The 16127-nt window shown below is 60.5% G+C and carries 13 protein-coding genes; 2 read left to right on the forward strand and 11 right to left on the reverse strand.

The genetic code is table 11. The features are described 5' to 3' along the window. Positions 1-414: 414 nt before the first annotated feature. From HMPREF2999_RS08590 to clpS, 11 genes are all read right to left on the reverse strand, one after another. Positions 415-1347 carry a multidrug transporter gene (locus HMPREF2999_RS08590; RefSeq protein ID WP_083315066.1) on the reverse strand — a complete coding sequence of 311 codons (933 nt, stop codon included), beginning with the start codon at positions 1345-1347 and terminating at the stop codon, positions 415-417. Positions 1348-1577: 230 nt separating this feature from the next. Continuing rightward, positions 1578-2648, reverse strand: a complete 1071-nt coding sequence (gene cydB / locus HMPREF2999_RS08595) for a cytochrome d ubiquinol oxidase subunit II (protein ID WP_070675121.1) — start codon at positions 2646-2648, stop codon at positions 1578-1580. A 21-nt stretch (positions 2649-2669) separates the two neighbouring features. Beyond that, the gene (locus HMPREF2999_RS08600; RefSeq protein WP_005507833.1) at positions 2670-4241 is read right to left on the reverse strand and encodes a cytochrome ubiquinol oxidase subunit I; all 1572 of its coding nucleotides are present in this window, start codon (positions 4239-4241) and stop codon (positions 2670-2672) included. A 490-nt stretch (positions 4242-4731) separates the two neighbouring features. Next, the gene (locus tag HMPREF2999_RS08605) at positions 4732-6834 is read right to left on the reverse strand and encodes a DNA gyrase/topoisomerase IV subunit B (protein WP_070675117.1); all 2103 of its coding nucleotides are present in this window, start codon (positions 6832-6834) and stop codon (positions 4732-4734) included. 313 nt (positions 6835-7147) lie between these two features. After that, on the reverse strand, positions 7148-8377 hold the full coding sequence (locus HMPREF2999_RS08610; RefSeq protein ID WP_070675114.1) for an RDD family protein: 1230 nt from the start codon (positions 8375-8377) through the stop codon (positions 7148-7150). A gap of 306 nt (positions 8378-8683) precedes the next feature. After that, positions 8684-9340, reverse strand: a complete 657-nt coding sequence (locus HMPREF2999_RS08615) for a non-canonical purine NTP pyrophosphatase (RefSeq protein ID WP_070675111.1) — start codon at positions 9338-9340, stop codon at positions 8684-8686. A gap of 38 nt (positions 9341-9378) precedes the next feature. Then, positions 9379-10110: a ribonuclease PH gene (gene rph / locus HMPREF2999_RS08620; protein WP_005506419.1), complete on the reverse strand. Its 732-nt coding sequence runs from the start codon at positions 10108-10110 to the stop codon at positions 9379-9381. A 142-nt stretch (positions 10111-10252) separates the two neighbouring features. Continuing rightward, entirely contained in the window at positions 10253-11146 is an 894-nt protein-coding gene (locus HMPREF2999_RS08625) for an MBL fold metallo-hydrolase (protein ID WP_070675108.1), read from the reverse strand. After that, the gene (gene murI / locus HMPREF2999_RS08630; protein ID WP_070675106.1) at positions 11137-12189 is read right to left on the reverse strand and encodes a glutamate racemase; all 1053 of its coding nucleotides are present in this window, start codon (positions 12187-12189) and stop codon (positions 11137-11139) included. The genes HMPREF2999_RS08625 and murI overlap by 10 nt, the downstream gene beginning before the upstream one ends. A 154-nt stretch (positions 12190-12343) precedes the next feature. Beyond that, positions 12344-12976 carry a DUF2017 domain-containing protein gene (locus HMPREF2999_RS08635; protein ID WP_070675104.1) on the reverse strand — a complete coding sequence of 211 codons (633 nt, stop codon included), beginning with the start codon at positions 12974-12976 and terminating at the stop codon, positions 12344-12346. Beyond that, positions 12976-13296 (reverse strand): ATP-dependent Clp protease adapter ClpS, encoded by a 321-nt coding sequence (clpS, locus tag HMPREF2999_RS08640; RefSeq protein WP_005507825.1) that lies wholly within the window; start codon positions 13294-13296, stop codon positions 12976-12978. Before clpS ends, HMPREF2999_RS08635 begins: the two co-directional genes overlap by 1 nt. Positions 13297-13546: 250 nt before the next feature. On the opposite strand from clpS, the gene HMPREF2999_RS08645 reads away from it, so the two are divergent. Then, positions 13547-14845, forward strand: coding sequence for a nicotinate phosphoribosyltransferase (locus HMPREF2999_RS08645; protein WP_070675101.1), 1299 nt, complete (start codon positions 13547-13549; stop codon positions 14843-14845). Positions 14846-14919: 74 nt separating this feature from the next. Beyond that, a complete protein-coding gene (locus HMPREF2999_RS08650) occupies positions 14920-15546 on the forward strand; it encodes an isochorismatase family protein (protein WP_049354837.1) in 627 nt (208 codons plus the stop codon). Positions 15547-16127: the final 581 nt, after the last annotated feature.

A 16127-nucleotide genomic window follows, 5' to 3' on the forward strand; every position in this document is an offset into this window, starting at 1 on the left:
CCAGCGGCGGGTTGAAGAGCGAGCATGCGCTCAGCGGGAGCACGCCGATGCAGAGCAGGGCGCCCGTGGCGAGCAGGCGGCGGCGCGTGCCGGTACGAGGGCTAGTTCCGGTGCGAGGGGCGGTGGTGCGGCGGGTGAGGGACTTCATCGTTGAACACCTTTCATAGGAGTGAGTTGTACACCACATTACACGTTCTACTCCCTGTCGCGCCCGAATTTCGGGGGGGGTGTGCACCAAAAATTTTTGCGCGCCCACTCGTCTGCCGAGAGCTGCATCCGCTGCGGGAATATCCTCGCGGGTGCGGGCTACCCGCCGAGCCTGTGTCTCGGGTGGCCCGCACCATTACCGGTCTTTCCCCGGTATCAAGATTCGGTTTTAAAATCCGACGTCAAAACCGGTCGTGGACGCTCGGGTTACTGGTGCTCCTGAACGTACTGCTTGAACTTCTCGTCGCGGTCGCGGTCGGCTTGGCGCTCCTGTTCAAGCTGCGACTGGTACTTGCGGATGAGCGGCATCTGATACTGAGCTTCCAGGTCGTAGAGCTGCTTGCTCATGCCGACCTGCTGGTTACATTCGGCCTGGATGGTGGCGATGCGAATCTCTTCTTCGGAGGCGGGCTTGTTGAATCCGTCGTTCTTGCTCAGCTGCTCAGCCAGCGGGGTTTCCTCGGCGACGGAGCCTGCCGAGCGAGGGGTGAGGCCGCGATCCGAGACGCACTGCTTCCACTTCTCTTCGAGCTCGCGGTGCAGTTTGCTACCGTAAACGGCGTTACCCGCCTCGGTGGAGATACGACTGGATGTGGACTGCCCTTCATTCTCGGGCCTCTTGCCTTCGGGCACCGCGGCCTCCAGGGTCTCGCGGGCCTTGGGGTAGCATTCGGTGCGAAGCTTGTCCTCGGGGCTCATGCTCTCCCCCGAGTTATAGGAGATGGGGGCGGCTGCGTTGTTGGGGTCTCGCTTCTGAAAACCGTACTTCTGGGCGTACTCGACGTTCCAGGGGCCGTACTTTCGTCCCAAATCACCGCGGGGTGCGCTTTCAGAATAGGGAGCCTGGATGGTGTAGTTCTGCCCGTGTTCGGCGAAGCACTGCTTCATGGCAATCTGAAAGGCCGTGTACTCGTAGTTGGTGCGCTCGTAGTAGAGGTAATCGTCCAGAGGCATCTTCACGATGTCCTGTTCCGCGTCGAAGATGGCGTGGACGCTTTCGTCACGTTCCAGCGGCGGGTTGAAGAGCGAGCATGCGCTCAGAGGGAGCACGCCGATGCAGAGCAGGGCACCCGTGGTGAGCAGGCGGCGGCGCGTACCGGTACGAGGGGCGGTTCCGGTGCGGCGGTTGGGGGACTTCATCGTCAAACTCCTTATCGTGAGAGTGAGTTGTACACCACACTACACCTTTTACTCCCTGTCGCGCCCGAATTTCGGGAGGCGTGCAGCAAAAATTTTTGCGCGCCCACTCGCCTGCCGCGAGCTGCATCCTCTGCGAGAATATCCTCTGCGGGAATAGTCCTCTGGTGGCATAGAAAAATCCCCCGAACTTCTCAGAAGAGAAATCCGGGGGATTTTCAATCAGCTACATGCTACTTGGTCGGCAGTTCAGCCAGTTCGGTAGCGTCGTGAGCCTCGGGGATGTGATCCACGTGCAGACGCTTACGGAAGACCCAGTAGGTCCAAGCCTGGTAGACGAACACGACCGGCAGACCAAGGCAGGTCACGAAGGTCATAACACCCAGGGTGTACTCGGAGCTGGATGCGTTCGCAATGGTGAGCGAGTATGCCGGGTCCAGGGTGGAGGGCAGAACGTTCGGGTACATTGCGGTGAAGATTGCCAGCGCGCCGAATGCGAGGAACACGGACAGACCAGCGAAAGCGCGACCCTCACGGCCACCCTTTGCGGAGATCCAAGCAATCAGAACAGCAACCACAGCCAGGATGGTGCACAGCCAGGAGACGCCGTTACCGGTGGTGAAGTCCAGTGCCAGAACCCATGCAACGATCGGCAGCAGCAGGACGGGAGACCAGCGTACCAGGGTGTTGCGGGCACGGTCGCGGATGTCACCGTCGGTCTTCAGAGCGACGAAGGCAAGACCCTGAACCAGGGAGAAGCCAACGAAGCCCAGACCGCCGAGCAGAACCGGCAGGGAGACCCATGCGAAGGCGCCGCCGACGCGGTCACCATTGTCGTTGATGGGCAGACCCATGGAGGTCAGGCCCAGCAGAGCACCGACGAGCAACGCGATGAAGAAGGAAGAAACAGACAGAGCGATGTTCCAGTTACGGATCCACTTCTCGTCGTTCTTCTTACCGCGGTATTCAATTGCGACCACGCGCAGAATCAGGAAGACCAGCGCGAGGGTCAGAGGAATGTACAGAGCCGAGAAGAGGGCTGCGTACCAGATGGGGAATGCTGCGAAGATAGCAGCACCGCCGGACACAATCCACACCTCGTTACCGTCCCAGACGGGGCCGATGATGTTCAGCAGCAGACGACGTTCCTTCTCGTTCTTGGTGAACTTGGAACCCATCAGCATACCGACGCCCAGGTCGAAACCGTCGAGAATCAGGTACATGATGAGGAAGACGCCAATGGCGACAAACCAGAGGGTGGGCAGGCCAGGCTGACCGGCAAAGATATTGAAGTCAAAGTTCATGGTGAATCAATCCTTACCCGCCTAGTAGGCGAACTCCAGCACATCGCGCTTGGACTTGTCGTTGGACTCGTCCTCGTGGTGCGACTGAACCAGCTCGGGCATTGCTGCCACAACACCGGCCTTGACGTACTTGATGAGCAGGTAAACCTCAACCACCATCAGCACACCGTAGAGCAGGCCCAGGGTGAGCAGGGAGAAGAGGATTTCTTCACCGGAAACACCCGGGGAGATAGCTGCTGCGGTGAACAGGTGGATCGAGGGATCACCCTGAAGGTTCGGAGCCACAACGAAGGGCTGGCGGCCCATTTCGGTGAAAATCCAGCCCAGTGCGATGCCAAAGAAGGGAGCCAGGATAGACCAGACAGCAACGTTCTTGAGCAGCTTGGACTCGGGAACGGTGCCCACGCCCTTCTTACGGGTTACCCACAGTGCGTAGAGGTAGAAGGGCAGTACGATGCCGCCGAGACCCATCATGCCGCGGAAGCCCCAGTAGGAGACCTCGAGGGAGGGCAGGTAGTCAATCTTCTGACCTGCGCGCTCACCGTAGAGCGGGTTGTTGGGCAGGTTGGTGCCGAACTTAGCTTCGTACTCGGGCAGCAGGGTCTGGATGCCCTTCACCGGGGTGTCGAAGTTGTCGTGTGCCAGGAAGGACAGCACGCCGGGAACCTCGATGACGGGGGTGATCTTGTCACAGCTCTGAGCGCCGAGCTCACCGACGGTCAGAACGGAGAAGGAGGTGCCGTCGTGGCACGCAGCTTCTGCAGCAGCCATCTTCATGGGCTGCTCGTGGATCATCATCTGTGCCTGAATGTGACCGGACGCGCCGATACCTGCGAAGGCGAGCAGGCCCACAACAGCGCCCAGGCGCAGGGACTTGAACCAGACCTGGAAGTCAGCCTTGTCGCGTGCGCCCTTGTCGGACTCACCAACAACAACCTTGCCGTCAACGACCTTGTCGATGCCGTCCTTGCGGCGGCGCCACAGCTTGTACCATGCGATACCAACCAGGAAGCCACCAGCAACCTGGATAGCGGAGGTGATGACGTGAGTGAAGGTCACCCATGCGAGGGGGTTCAGCAGCACAGCGCCGATGTCGGTCATACGGGGACGACCGTCAATCATTTCTGCACCAACGGGGTGCTGCATCCAGGAGTTTGCAACCAGAATGAAGAATGCAGAAATCCAGGAGCCAAGGACTGCCATGAACAGCGAGAATGCGTGTACAGCAGGCTTGAGGCGGTCCCAACCGAAGATCCACAGACCCAGGAAGGTCGACTCAACGAAGAAGGCGAAGAGGCCTTCCATTGCCAGCGGAGCGCCGAAGACGTCGCCGACGAAGCGGGAGTATTCACTCCACGCCATGCCGAACTGGAATTCCTGAACCAGACCGGTGGCCACACCCATTGCGAAGTTAATGAGGTACAGCTTGCCCCAGAACTTCGTCATGCGCTTGTATTCGTCCTTCTTGGTACGAACGTAGCGAATGTACAGGTAGGTCACAACAAGGCCCAGACCCAGAGTCAGCGGAACCATGAAGAAGTGGTAGACGGTGGTAATACCGAACTGCCACCTACCAAAATCAAGGGGATCCATTGATAGGTCCTTACTATGTGTGTACTTAATGTGTGTTTGTGCCAGATTTCGGGTAGTCCGCCATCGATGGAGGGCATACGAGAGTTACTGACACACTGTCTCTCATGCTTCTAAGGTACAGGGTTTTCTTGAGAAGCTGTGAGTACGCTGTGCATAGTATGGACGTTTATTGTTTGACGTTTCGCTAAAGGTACGTTGAACGTTATCCCCCGGCGTGCGGGTGGATTGAGGGGCGAAACGCTGTGGTGCTGTGCGGGGTTGCGAAGTAGTTTCGGAACCGCGGTGAAACTTTGCATTTTTATATTATTTCTGCAAAATTTTGGTGACAGATTCCCGGAATATGACAGGTGGTTCAAGTAGCGCTCAAAGCTTAAATTTGCCTAAATTATACCGATTTTACTGAGATTTCCAAGAAATAGTGTGACTATTATCACAGAAAAATCATGGAATGTGACACGCCAGGCACCGCTCCCCCGCAAAGTGCCGCAAGCTACATATCGATGCTCTCAGTATCCAGCTGATGAGCACCCGCAATGATGAACTCCTTACGCGGAGCCACCTCAGAACCCATCAACAGGGAGAACGCACGCTCGGCAGCCTCCGCATCCTCAATGCGAATACGGCGCAACATACGATGACGCGGATCCATCGTGGTCTCAGCCAGCTGGTCAGCGTCCATCTCACCCAGACCCTTATAGCGCTGAATGGGTTCCTTATAGGACACACCCTGCTCCTGCAAAGAATCCAGAAGCTCATGCAGCTGCTTCTCCGAGTAGGTGTACACCATCTCGTTCGGCTTGCCGCGGCGCACCACCTCCACGCGATGCAGAGGCGGAACCGCAGCGTACACGCGACCCGCCTCAATCAGCGGACGCATGTAACGGTAGAACAGAGTCAGCAGCAGGGTACGAATGTGGGCGCCGTCCACGTCCGCATCGGTCATCATAATGACCTTGCCGTAGCGGGCAGAGTCCAGGTCAAAGGTGCGGCCCGAACCGGCACCAATCACCTGAATCAGCGCCGCACACTCAGCATTCGCAAGCACATCAGTCACCGAAGCACGCTGAGTGTTCAGGATCTTACCGCGAATCGGCAGCAGAGCCTGATACGAAGAAGAACGCGCCAGACGCGCAGTACCCAGCGCCGAGTCACCCTCCACAATGAACAGCTCAGAATGCTCAACATTGGTCGAACGGCAGTCCACCAGCTTAGTGGGCATGGACGAAGACTCCAGAGCGGTCTTACGGCGCTGAGTTTCCTTATGGATGCGCGCCGAGACGCGGGTCTTCATCTCAGAGACAACCTTCTCGCACAGAGCGGTCGCCTGAGCCTTCTCCGCACGGGCGGTCGACTCCAGGCGAGCCTTCAGCGCATCACCCACAACCTTCGACACAATCTGGCGAACCGCCGGGGTACCCAGAATCTCCTTTGTCTGACCCTCAAACTGCGGCTCGGCAAGACGCACGGTCAGCACGGCGGTCAGGCCGGCGAGCACATCGTCCTTCTCAATCTTGTCGTTACCCACCTTGTACTTGCGGGCATTATCGGCAAGGTGCTTGCGCATCACGCGCAGCAGACCCTGCTCAAAACCGGTAGTGTGAGTACCGCCCTTGGGGGTGGCAATAATGTTCACGAAGCTACGGACCGTCGTCTCGTAGCCAATACCCCAGCGCAGCGCAACGTCCACTTCACAATCGCGTTCCACATCGGTCAGCTGCGAGCGGCCGTCCTCCCCCAGCACCGGCACGGTCTCGGTGAAAGAGCCGCTGCCGCTAAAACGCCAGGTGTCGGTAATACGCTCATCATGCGCCAGAAACTCGACGAACTCGCTAATGCCGCCGTCATACTGGAAAACCTCCTCGTGGGGCTCCAACTCGCCGGGGGTGCCGGGCAGTCGGCGCTCATCGCGGATGCAAATACGCAGACCCGGAATGAGGAACGCGGTCTGGCGCGCACGAGCAGCCAAGTCCTCGTAGCTGAACTTAGCGTCGGGGGTGAAAATCTGCGGGTCAGCCCAATAGCGCACACGGGTGCCGGTCACGCCGCGCTTAGCGCGACCCACAATCTGCAGGGCGTCGGTGCCCTCGGTTGCGGGAGTGAACGGATCTTCGGGCTTGGGGGTGCGGCCGGACTCGAAGAAGCCGGGAATACCGTGGCGGAAGGACATCTGGTAGGTCTTCGAGCCACGATCCACCTGCACGTCCAGGCGGGAAGACAGCGCGTTCACCACGGAAGCGCCCACACCGTGCAAACCACCGGACGCGTTATAGGAGCCGCCGCCAAACTTACCGCCGGCGTGCAGCTTAGTGAACACGACCTCCACACCGGACAGGCCGGTGCGCGGCTCAATGTCGGTGGGGATACCGCGGCCATCATCGCGCACCTCAACCGAACCGTCACGGTACAAAATGACCTGAATGGACTGGCCGAAACCGGCGAGCGCCTCATCCACCGAGTTGTCGATAATCTCCCAGAGGCAGTGCATCAGACCGCGGGAGTCGGTGGAGCCAATGTACATGCCCGGGCGTTTGCGTACAGCTTCCAGACCTTCCAGCACGGAGAGGTGACGGGCGGTGTAGTTCGAAGACGCCACGGGAATCCTTTCGGCAAGTGATGACTGTGTGCAAGTGATGACTGTGTATTCAGCACGGCAAGCTTGCGGAAGGGAGAAAAAATGCCCCGGGCCTGCGCTCATAGTGCTCTAAGTTTCTATTCTATCGTGGCTTGTTGCCCGCTTCTGTCTGTATCGTTATGAGGCTCTGTCGAGAGAATGAAACAGCAGAAAAGCACCGGCTGCCACTCCCCTATGGAGTAGCAGCCGGCGTGTGAGTATCTGTGGATGTCTGAATTTTTAGGATGCATTTCTGAGATGTCCACTCTGGGCGCCTCATAGCAGTGGCACTGCCCTAGTGAGCCTCACCCGAGGCGCGCGAGGAGCTCTCGTGACGGTTCGTGACCATGATATTGGACTTGAAGTAGAACTCTTCGGGAAGCTCATTCGTGACCGGGCCGTGCGGGAATTCGCTGAGCTTCGGCACGAAGTACCAGTCCATCAGCTCGCCGCTGCTCTGCTTGAGGACGCGGCGTTCCCTCATGGCGTGGCGTACCTTGCGGCGCAGGCGCGGGCTGTCTTTCAGGGTGCTGGTGAAGACCCACGGAGTCTCGTAGCCCTCGGTGACCATGCCGAAGGTGATGCGCAGGTTGCCGTTCTCATCGGCGTCCATCGTGAAGTCGCCGTCTGCGATATCGGTGAAGGCGAGCATCCAGCTGTGTCGGCGTTCGTAGCTTTCACGGGTGGTCTGCAGTGCCGCAATGATGCGGTGGTCGACCAGCAGCTCAACCTTACGTTCGGTGATTTCGCCCAGACGAGCGTAGGAGCCGAAGGCGCGGTTCGCACCGCTACGGCGAGGCCACTTCGTCACCGCACCGTGCGGCACCTCCCCCGCAAAGGTGAAGGGGCCGGTAATGGTGCCGGGCAGACGCAGACGCTCAAACGGCGCAGTCGGCAGGAAGGTCGTCAGCAGTTGATCGGAGCTGACCGATTTACCCCAGCGCGCCATCTCAAAAATAGTCGGCTCGGGGCCCACCGGGTAGAGGCGCGGCATCTTGCGACCGAACTCGTCAAAGCCCTCAATAAACTCACCGTTGGAGCTGTACCCGGGCATGGTCGCACCGAGCGGGCGAGTCCACGAGCCCGAGTACGGCTTGGTCAGGTGCGGGTTCTCCACCGGCAAGATGCTGGTGCGAGCGCCCAGGTAGGCGGGCATACGGGACAGGTTACGCCAGGCGAACTTCGCGGCAACCGCCTCGCGCCACCACATCGGGCGTTTGCCCGGGGTCTGCCCGCCCAGGCAGTGCATGAGCAGCCAGAATCCAGCCCAGCCGAGGCACCCTACGGCAACCACGCAGAAGATAATCGTCAGCACAGTGTGCAGGGTTCCGGTCGCCCAGATATTCGTGGCGATTAGAGCCATGAACGCCACCCACGCCGCCATGACGTACGGGCCGAGCGTAATCATCGGATCGACCACCTTCACGGCGGCAATGACGCGGCGGTTCAGTCCGCGCCACACGTAGGAGTACGCCCAGCATCCGGCGGCAAGGGCGAGTGCCATCAGCAGAAGAAGGATGAGCATCGGTGTGTCTCTTTCGCTGCAGGTTTTTCTACCGCGGTCGGTGACAGCAAGCGTCGGACAGATGCCCCGCTGAAAGGCTCTTCAATAGCAAAACTCGCCTGCCGAAGGTACCTTCAGCAGACGAGTTTCTTTGGTGTCACTAACCTTGAGGTAAAGCTTCTCTACCTATTGTGCCTTTAATTGGTATCCCTGTGGGGGATTTTAGGGGGATGCACGAAAAAATCGTACCCAGCCCCGCCTTTTCACCCAACAGAGCGGCACAGCGAGTATGCTCTGGCACCTCAGCGACGGTTTTAGACAGCGATTTTAGGAGGTCAGCGCAGCAGCAATCTGAGGAATCAGCGCCTCAAAAGCACGCGCACGGTGGCTAATCGAGTTCTTAATCTCGGCGGGAATCTCAGCGCAAGACTTGCCAGCGTACTGTCCCTCGTACAGGGCGTTCTCACCGTTCAGTTCCACGGGGCGCAGAATCGGGTCGTAACCGAAGCCGCCCTCCCCCGCCGGTGCGGTCAGCAGCTCACCGGGCAGCTCGCCGTACTCGACCGCCTCAAAACCGTTCGGGGAGGCAACCGAGGCCGCGCAGCAGAACTTCGCGCCGCGGTGCTCGGCAGGAATATCGCTCAGCTGAGCCAGCAGCAGGTTCAGGTTCGCGGAGTCATCGCCGTGGCTACCTGCCCAGCGCGCCGAGAAAATACCGGGGGCGCCGTTGAGCACTTCCACCGACAGGCCGGAATCGTCAGCAATAGCGACCAGGCCGGTTGCCTCGGCAACAGCGCGCGCCTTCAGCAGGGAGTTCTCAGCGAAGGTCACGCCGGTCTCGGGAACATCGGGTGCGTTCACGCTGGAGGCGTCAACCACCTGGGTGTCAACGTCCAGGCCGTCAATGCGTCCGCGCAGAATTTCACGCAGTTCCTTGAGCTTGCCCTTATTGTGGCTTGCCAGAACAATCTTTGCGTCTGCCATAGTTTCTCCTTGTCGACGGAACTAGTTACTCAGACGGGTTAGTGTGCCAGTGCTTCACGCTGAATCTGAGCCAGTTCAGCGGTGCCTTCCAGCGCCAGGTCGAGCAGGCTGTTGAGCTCGTCGCGGTCGAAAGGCGCGCCCTCGGCGGTGCCCTGAACCTCAACGAACTTGCCGCTGCCGGTGACGACCACGTTCATATCGGTCTCGGCGCGCACGTCCTCGGTGTAGGGCAGGTCCAGCATGGGGGTGCCGTCAATAATGCCCACCGAAATTGCGGACACCGAATCGATCAGCGGGTTCGCCTTAGCGGGCAGAATCTTCTGCTCCTTCGCCCAAGAAATAGCATCAGCCAGCGCCACGTACGCACCGGTAATAGAAGCGGTGCGGGTGCCGCCGTCAGCCTGCAGAACGTCACAGTCGAGCACGATGGTGTTCTCGCCCAGCTCATCCATGTTGATGACCGCACGCAGGGAGCGACCAATCAGGCGAGAAATCTCGTGGGTGCGACCACCCACGCGGCCCTTCAGCGACTCGCGAGAAGAACGGGTGTTGGTGGCGCGCGGCAGCATCGCGTACTCGGCGGTCACCCAGCCCTTACCTTCGCCCTTGAGCCAGCGCGGCACGCCCTCGGTAAAGGATGCGGTGCACAGCACGCGGGTGTTGCCGAACTCGATGAGGGCGGAACCCTCAGCGTTGCGGGACCAGCCGCGGGTAATGGTGATGGGGCGCAGCTCGTTGAGGGCGCGGCCGTCTTCGCGGGTTGCAGTCATGGGTTCTCCTTGAATCTGTCTGCGGGATCTGTGTCTGTCTGTTGAATCTATGTCGAAAAGTGGGCGGGACTGAGCGCAGTTTGCACTAGTCCAGTTTGTTTTAGCCTAGCTCGGGTTTGGTCTAGTCCAGCTTGGGCTTCGCCTAGTCTAGCTCTGGTTTAGGGAGCGCAATCGCGGTGTTCAGCGGCGGGTCGAGCACCTCCACCACGTTCAGGGTGGACGTGACCGGGTGAGCCTCCGTCGGGCGCGGGTAGATGCGGTAGCTTGCCGCCATTTCGGCAACACCCACGGGGCCGGAGAACGCACTACGTGCCTCGGCACGGGCAATATCCGGGTCATTCCACACGGGCAGGTGGGTCAGCAGCAGGTTACGCACGCCCGCCTCCTGCGCTGCCTCACCGGCGCGCTTACCGGTCAGATGAATACCGCGCAGGGCATCGTCGCGACCCTCCTGGTAGGCGGCCTCGCAGAGGAACAGGTCAGCGCCGCGCGCAGCCTTAACCAGGCCCTCGCACAGGTCGGTATCACCCGAGTAGGCGAAAATCGTGTGGCCCTCGCGGTCGTTGCAGGTGATGCGCAGCGCGTACGGGTCCTTCGAGGGGTGCACCACGCGGAACGGCTCCACGCGGAACGGGCCAATCTGCACGGGCTCGCCCTCAGTCCAGGTGTGGTACTCAAACTCGGTGCTCATGCCCGGCTCCGGGTCCAGGCCGTGAGTCGCCGAAAGGTACTCGTTAATCGCGGCGGGGCCGTACAGTGGAATGCGACCCTTGGGCCAGCCGCGCGGATCCCACTTGACCGCCACGTGCAGACCGGACAGGTCGATGCAGTGGTCCGGGTGCAGGTGCGAAATCAGAATCGCGTCGATATCACTCAGGTCGATATGGCGCTGGAGCATGCCGAGTGAGCCGTTGCCCATGTCCATGATGATGCGCCAGGTTCGACCCGCGAAGTCCGTGGCGGTGAGCATGTAGCAACTAGCCGGTGAGACGGGGCCGGGAAAAGAGCCCGTGCAACCGATAACGGTTAGACGCATGAGGTGTCGTCCTTAGGGGTGGTGCCGGAAAATTCGGTGCCCGCGACAGTGTGTGCTGCCTCTGCAGGATCTGCCGATTCGTCGATGGTGATGTTGCGGTGTGCCGCAAGCATTTCGGGGGTGAGTGCCGCCAGCGAGCCGGTCGGGTAGCGTTCCGCCACGGAGCTGGTGTGGCGCACGTTGGTGACCTCGGGGCCGAGGAAGCGGCGCGCCAGCTGCGAGAACGTCTCAGATTCGCCGGTGGCGAGGAACTCGTGGTGCGGGTGTTCCTCGGGAACCGGGCTTTCAATGGCGAGGTTGAGCAGTTCGCGGTACACATCCTTCGCGGTCTCATCCGCGGAGGAAACCAGGGTGACATCCTCACCCATAATGTAGGAAATCACGCCGGCCAGCAGCGGGTAGTGGGTACAGCCGAGCACGAGGGTGTCCACGCCGGCATCCTTGAGCGGCTGCAGGTACTCGCGGGCGGTCTCCAGCAGCTCGGGGCCGGAGGTAATACCCTTCTCCACAAACTCCACGAAGCGCGGGCACGCCACCGAGTGCACCTCAAGGTTCGGGGTAATCGCGAAAGTGTCCTCGTAGGCGCGAGAGGTGACGGTCGCCTCCGTCGCGATCACGCCGATCTTGCGGTTGCGGGTTGCGGCGAGCGCACGGCGGGCGGCGGGCTGGATCACCTCGATGACGGGGATGCCGTACTGGCGGGTGTAGCGTTCGCGGGCGTCGCGGAGCACCGCTGCGGAGGCGGTGTTGCAGGCGATGACGAGCATTTTCACGCCGGAGTCGACGAGTTCATCCATGATGCGCAGCGCGTTGGCGCGTACTTCTGCGATTTTGAGGGGGCCGTAGGGGCCGTGGGCGGTGTCGCCGACGTAGATGATGCGTTCGTGAGGCAGCTGGTCCATGATGGCGCGTGCCACGGTGAGTCCGCCAACGCCGGAGTCGAAGACGCCGATGGGTGCCGCGGCGGTGGGGCCTACGGGCGCGGGGCTTCCCCAGGGGGTGCGGGCACGGTAGGGATTTGTTGCGTCGATGCTGTCACTCATGTGTCACCTACACTTCGTTATCGGTCGGGTACCACGTTCTATGCTAACTCGCTAAGGTTACCCTTTTAGTCCGTTGAGCGGTTAGATGAGTCGAGAACCACCATTATGTGGTTGTATATGACGATAGTTTGAAGGGGAATTTGAAAAATTCGTTCTATTCTTGCTCGTTTGCCCCGCCATTTGCCCCGCCAAATACTCCGCCGGACTTTTCCTCTTCTTCGTCGTCCAGCCCGTCGAGCATGGCGAGCATGAGCGAGTCCTGAACCCAGGAGACGAAGTTGTACACCACAGCCATGTACTCTTCCTGGGTCTCAATCTCGGAAGGGTCGGTGAACGCCGCAATATCTTCTGCGGTGTCTTCGTCCACGATGTAGAGGCGGTCGGCGAGCACCAGGCGAATATCGCCGAGCGCGGCAGCCCAGGCGCGGGCGTGTTCTTCGTTCAGGCGCAGGTCGCTGGATTCAATGTCGAAGGCGAGCATGGCGAGGTTCGCGCGTTTGGTTTCGCGCAGGTCGCGTTCGGTATAGCGGCGGTATTCGGTGGCGGCCTCGTCGTCACTGCTTGCGGCGGGGAGCAGGCGTGCTACGGCGCTGTCGGCGGGGATGGTGGGGTTTTCGGTGATGCCGACCAGCGCCTCCAGCGGGTCGACGGTGCCGCCGTCGGCGGTGGTATCTGCCGGGCGCAACAGCGCGCGCACGTCTTCGGCGAGTTCGCGGATCAGGTCGCGTTCGGCGGGTTCGAAGGAGGCGGTGTAGCCTCCGGGGGTGCGGCGGAAGGGTCGCGCCATTAGTTTTCTACTTTCTCGAAGGTTGCCAGCAGACCCCAGGCGTGCATTGCCTGGGTGTGTTTTTCGGCGTCTTCGCGCGAGCCGGTGAAGACGATTGCCTTGCCGTTGTTGTGCACCTGCAGCATGAGCTCTTCTGCGCGGGCGCGGGAGTAGCCAAAGTGGCTACGGAAGACGTAGGACACGTAGGTCATGAGGTTGACGGGGTCGTTCCAGACGATGACTTTCCAGGGGGTGTCTGTGGCGAGGATGTTCTCCAGGGCGGTGTCGAGGTCGGTGTCCTCGAGGGTTCCGGTGGAGAGGGTCACGGCGGTAGTGTTCATTGGTTTCCTTTGCGGCCGGTTCCCTTTGATTATACGGGCGGGTATGTGTTGCCCCTGTGTTGCCTCTGTGTTCATCCTGCGCTACTGCGGTGTTCGCCCTGCGTTACCCCGATACTCACCCTGCGTTGCTCCCGCACAGAGTGCTGGTAATTTGTCATACTACAGCACTTAGAGTCAAGAATACTTTATGTAGTGATTGACACGCCGACTCAAGAGGAAAAATACCCTAATCCCCCACTACAATAAACACATGGCTACTACTTCCCTTCTCACCGACCACTACGAACTGACCATGCTCCAGGCGGCACTCGCCTCCGGCGCAGCCAACCGTAAGTGCACCTTCGAAGTCTTCACCCGCCGCCTGCCCGCAGGCCGCCGCTACGGCGTCCTCGCAGGCACCGGCCGATTCCTCGAAGGCCTCGCAAACTTCCGCTTCAACGACGAAGAACTCTCCTTCCTCTCCTCCCGCAACATCGTCAACAAAGAAACCCTCTCCTACCTCGAATCCTTCACCTTCAGCGGCAACATCCGCGGCTACGCAGAAGGCGAAGCATTCTTCCCCCACTCCCCCGTCCTGCAGGTCGAAGGCACCTTCGCCGAAGCGTGCGTCCTCGAAACCTACCTGCTGTCCATCCTGAACTTTGACTCCGCCGTGGCGAGCGCCGCCTCCCGCATGAGCGCAGCCGCTGGCAACCGCCCCTGCCTCGAAATGGGTTCGCGCCGCGCCCACGAACGCGCCGCCGTCTCCGCCGCACGCGCCGCCGTGATTGCCGGCTTCGCGGGCACCTCCAACCTGGAGGCTGGCCTGCGCTACGGCCTGCACACTATCGGCACCAGCGCCCACGCGTTCACCCTGCTGCACGACAGCGAACGTGAAGCGTTCGAGGCGCAGCTGCGTTCCCTCGGTGCCCGCACCACCCTGCTCGTCGACACCTACAACGTGGACGAGGCGGTCCGCCTCGGCGTGGAACTCGCTGGCGAAGAGCTCGGCGGTGTGCGCCTGGACTCCGGCGATCTGGTCGCCACCGCGGCACGTGTGCGTGAACTGCTCGACTCGCTCGGCAACACCCACACCAAGATCACCGTCACCAGCGACCTGGACGAGTACGCCATCGCATCCCTGGCGGCAGCACCCGTGGACTCCTACGGCGTGGGCACCAAGCTGGTCACCGGTTCCGGCGCGCCGACCTCCTCCATGGTGTACAAGGTCGTTGAGCGTGAGAACTCCGCCGGTGAAATGCAGCCGGTCGCTAAGGCGTCGGCTGGCAAGGCGTCCATCGGTGGCGCCAAGCGTGCGGCCCGCCGCCTCAACAGCATGGGCATTGCGACCGCCGAGGTTCTGGGCACCCACGAGGACCCGAACCTGCTCGAGGGCACCCGCCCGCTCATGGTGGACTTCGTCCGCAACGGCGAGCTGCTCCCCGGCTTCACCGGCGAGGAAGGCGTGCGCCGCGCAACCGCCCGCCACGCAGCATCCCTGGCTGAGCTTCCTGAAGCTGCCCACCGCCTCTCGGAGGGTGAGCCGATCATTCCGACCGAATTCATCTAAACCACCCTTCTGAGATACTGTTTTTCACCTGGCAAATCAGAGTGAAAACTCATTCCTACTTGTAAAGGACAGACATGTCTAAGGCACTGATTATTGTTGACGTGCAGAACGATTTCTGCGCCGGCGGCGCCCTCGCCACCGAGCGCGGTGCGGACGTTGCCGCGCTGATTAGCGAATACGTGGAGAACAACCACCACCGCTACGACGCGATTGTCGCCACCCAGGACTGGCATATCGATCCGGGCTCACACTTCTCTGACACCCCCGACTACGTTGACTCCTGGCCGGTGCACTGCGTCGCCAAGAGCGAAGGCGCACAGATTCACGAGAACCTGGACACCGACTACATTGAGGCGTACTTCCGCAAGGGCCGCTTCGAGGCAGCCTACTCGGGTTTTGAGGGTCTTCTCGCCCCCGAGGATGAGGTCGCAACCGGCGAGCACGAGCCCGGTGCGGATGCATCTGAGGACGGCCCGCAGACTCCCCTGTCGGAGTGGCTGGATGAGCGCGGTATCGAGTTCGTCGATGTTGTCGGTATCGCCACCGATTATTGCGTGTCGGCAACCGCACGTGACGCAGTTGATGCAGGCTACGAGACTCGCGTTCTGGTTGACCTGACCGCACCCGTGCACGAGGACAAGCTCGACGACGTGGTTGCCGAGCTTGAAGATGAGGGCGTTGAGGTGGTTGAGGTTCTCTAACCTCGACCAGCTCTGCCAGTGACTCGCCTTTTCAGGCGGGCGCTGAATATACAGAGACATTGAAGAAAGATACAGAGGCGGGGAGCCTGGGATGTACTGTCCCAGGCTCCCCGCCTTTTCGTAGGTGTATACCTTCCGGGGTTATCTGTTCTGACAACCCAAGGCTGTGGTGAACATGTTTTGGGTGTAGCGAAGGCCCGCAGGCATCAAAGTGCCTGCGGGCCTTCAGGTTGGCGCATTACTACCAACCTTTTCCTCAAAGCCATTGGTTTCATCGTTGAGACTCAACGAGACATCACTCAATGGCGTTCTCCATGAGTGGCCAAAATACACCAAGAGACCACTCGCCAGAGAAGTACACAGTCCTCACGCCAGATACGCACGGATGCACTCCTGGAGGGACTAAAACTTAGGGGCCGGTTCTCCCACTCCTGATGAGATTTCAGGAGCGGGAGAACCGGAAGGGTTAGTGTCTAACCCACCGAGCAACCCAAGAGGGAGACTCGGATACGCACACTATTAGGAGCGCTCGCAGAGGGTGACCTTTACGTAACCGGGGTTACGAACGCCGGATTCCTTCG

It is taken from the genome of Rothia sp. HMSC066H02 (assembly GCF_001814995.1).
Taxonomy (GTDB): Bacteria; Actinomycetota; Actinomycetes; order Actinomycetales; family Micrococcaceae; genus Rothia; species Rothia mucilaginosa.

Excerpts from the sequence above, each read along its gene's own strand:
- rph (WP_005506419.1), bottom strand. The coding sequence starts at position 10,110 with ATGACTGCAACCCGCGAAGACGGCCGCGCCCTCAACGAGCTGCGCCCC.
- HMPREF2999_RS08645 (WP_070675101.1), top strand. The coding sequence starts at position 13,547 with ATGGCTACTACTTCCCTTCTCACCGACCACTACGAACTGACCATGCTC.
- murI (WP_070675106.1), bottom strand. The coding sequence starts at position 12,189 with ATGAGTGACAGCATCGACGCAACAAATCCCTACCGTGCCCGCACCCCC.
- HMPREF2999_RS08600 (WP_005507833.1), bottom strand. The coding sequence starts at position 4,241 with ATGGATCCCCTTGATTTTGGTAGGTGGCAGTTCGGTATTACCACCGTC.
- HMPREF2999_RS08625 (WP_070675108.1), bottom strand. The coding sequence starts at position 11,146 with ATGCGTCTAACCGTTATCGGTTGCACGGGCTCTTTTCCCGGCCCCGTC.
- HMPREF2999_RS08610 (WP_070675114.1), bottom strand. The coding sequence starts at position 8,377 with ATGCTCATCCTTCTTCTGCTGATGGCACTCGCCCTTGCCGCCGGATGC.
- clpS (WP_005507825.1), bottom strand. The coding sequence starts at position 13,296 with ATGAACACTACCGCCGTGACCCTCTCCACCGGAACCCTCGAGGACACC.
- cydB (WP_070675121.1), bottom strand. The coding sequence starts at position 2,648 with ATGAACTTTGACTTCAATATCTTTGCCGGTCAGCCTGGCCTGCCCACC.
- HMPREF2999_RS08635 (WP_070675104.1), bottom strand. The coding sequence starts at position 12,976 with ATGGCGCGACCCTTCCGCCGCACCCCCGGAGGCTACACCGCCTCCTTC.
- HMPREF2999_RS08650 (WP_049354837.1), top strand. The coding sequence starts at position 14,920 with ATGTCTAAGGCACTGATTATTGTTGACGTGCAGAACGATTTCTGCGCC.
- HMPREF2999_RS08615 (WP_070675111.1), bottom strand. The coding sequence starts at position 9,340 with ATGGCAGACGCAAAGATTGTTCTGGCAAGCCACAATAAGGGCAAGCTC.
- HMPREF2999_RS08590 (WP_083315066.1), bottom strand. The coding sequence starts at position 1,347 with ATGAAGTCCCCCAACCGCCGCACCGGAACCGCCCCTCGTACCGGTACG.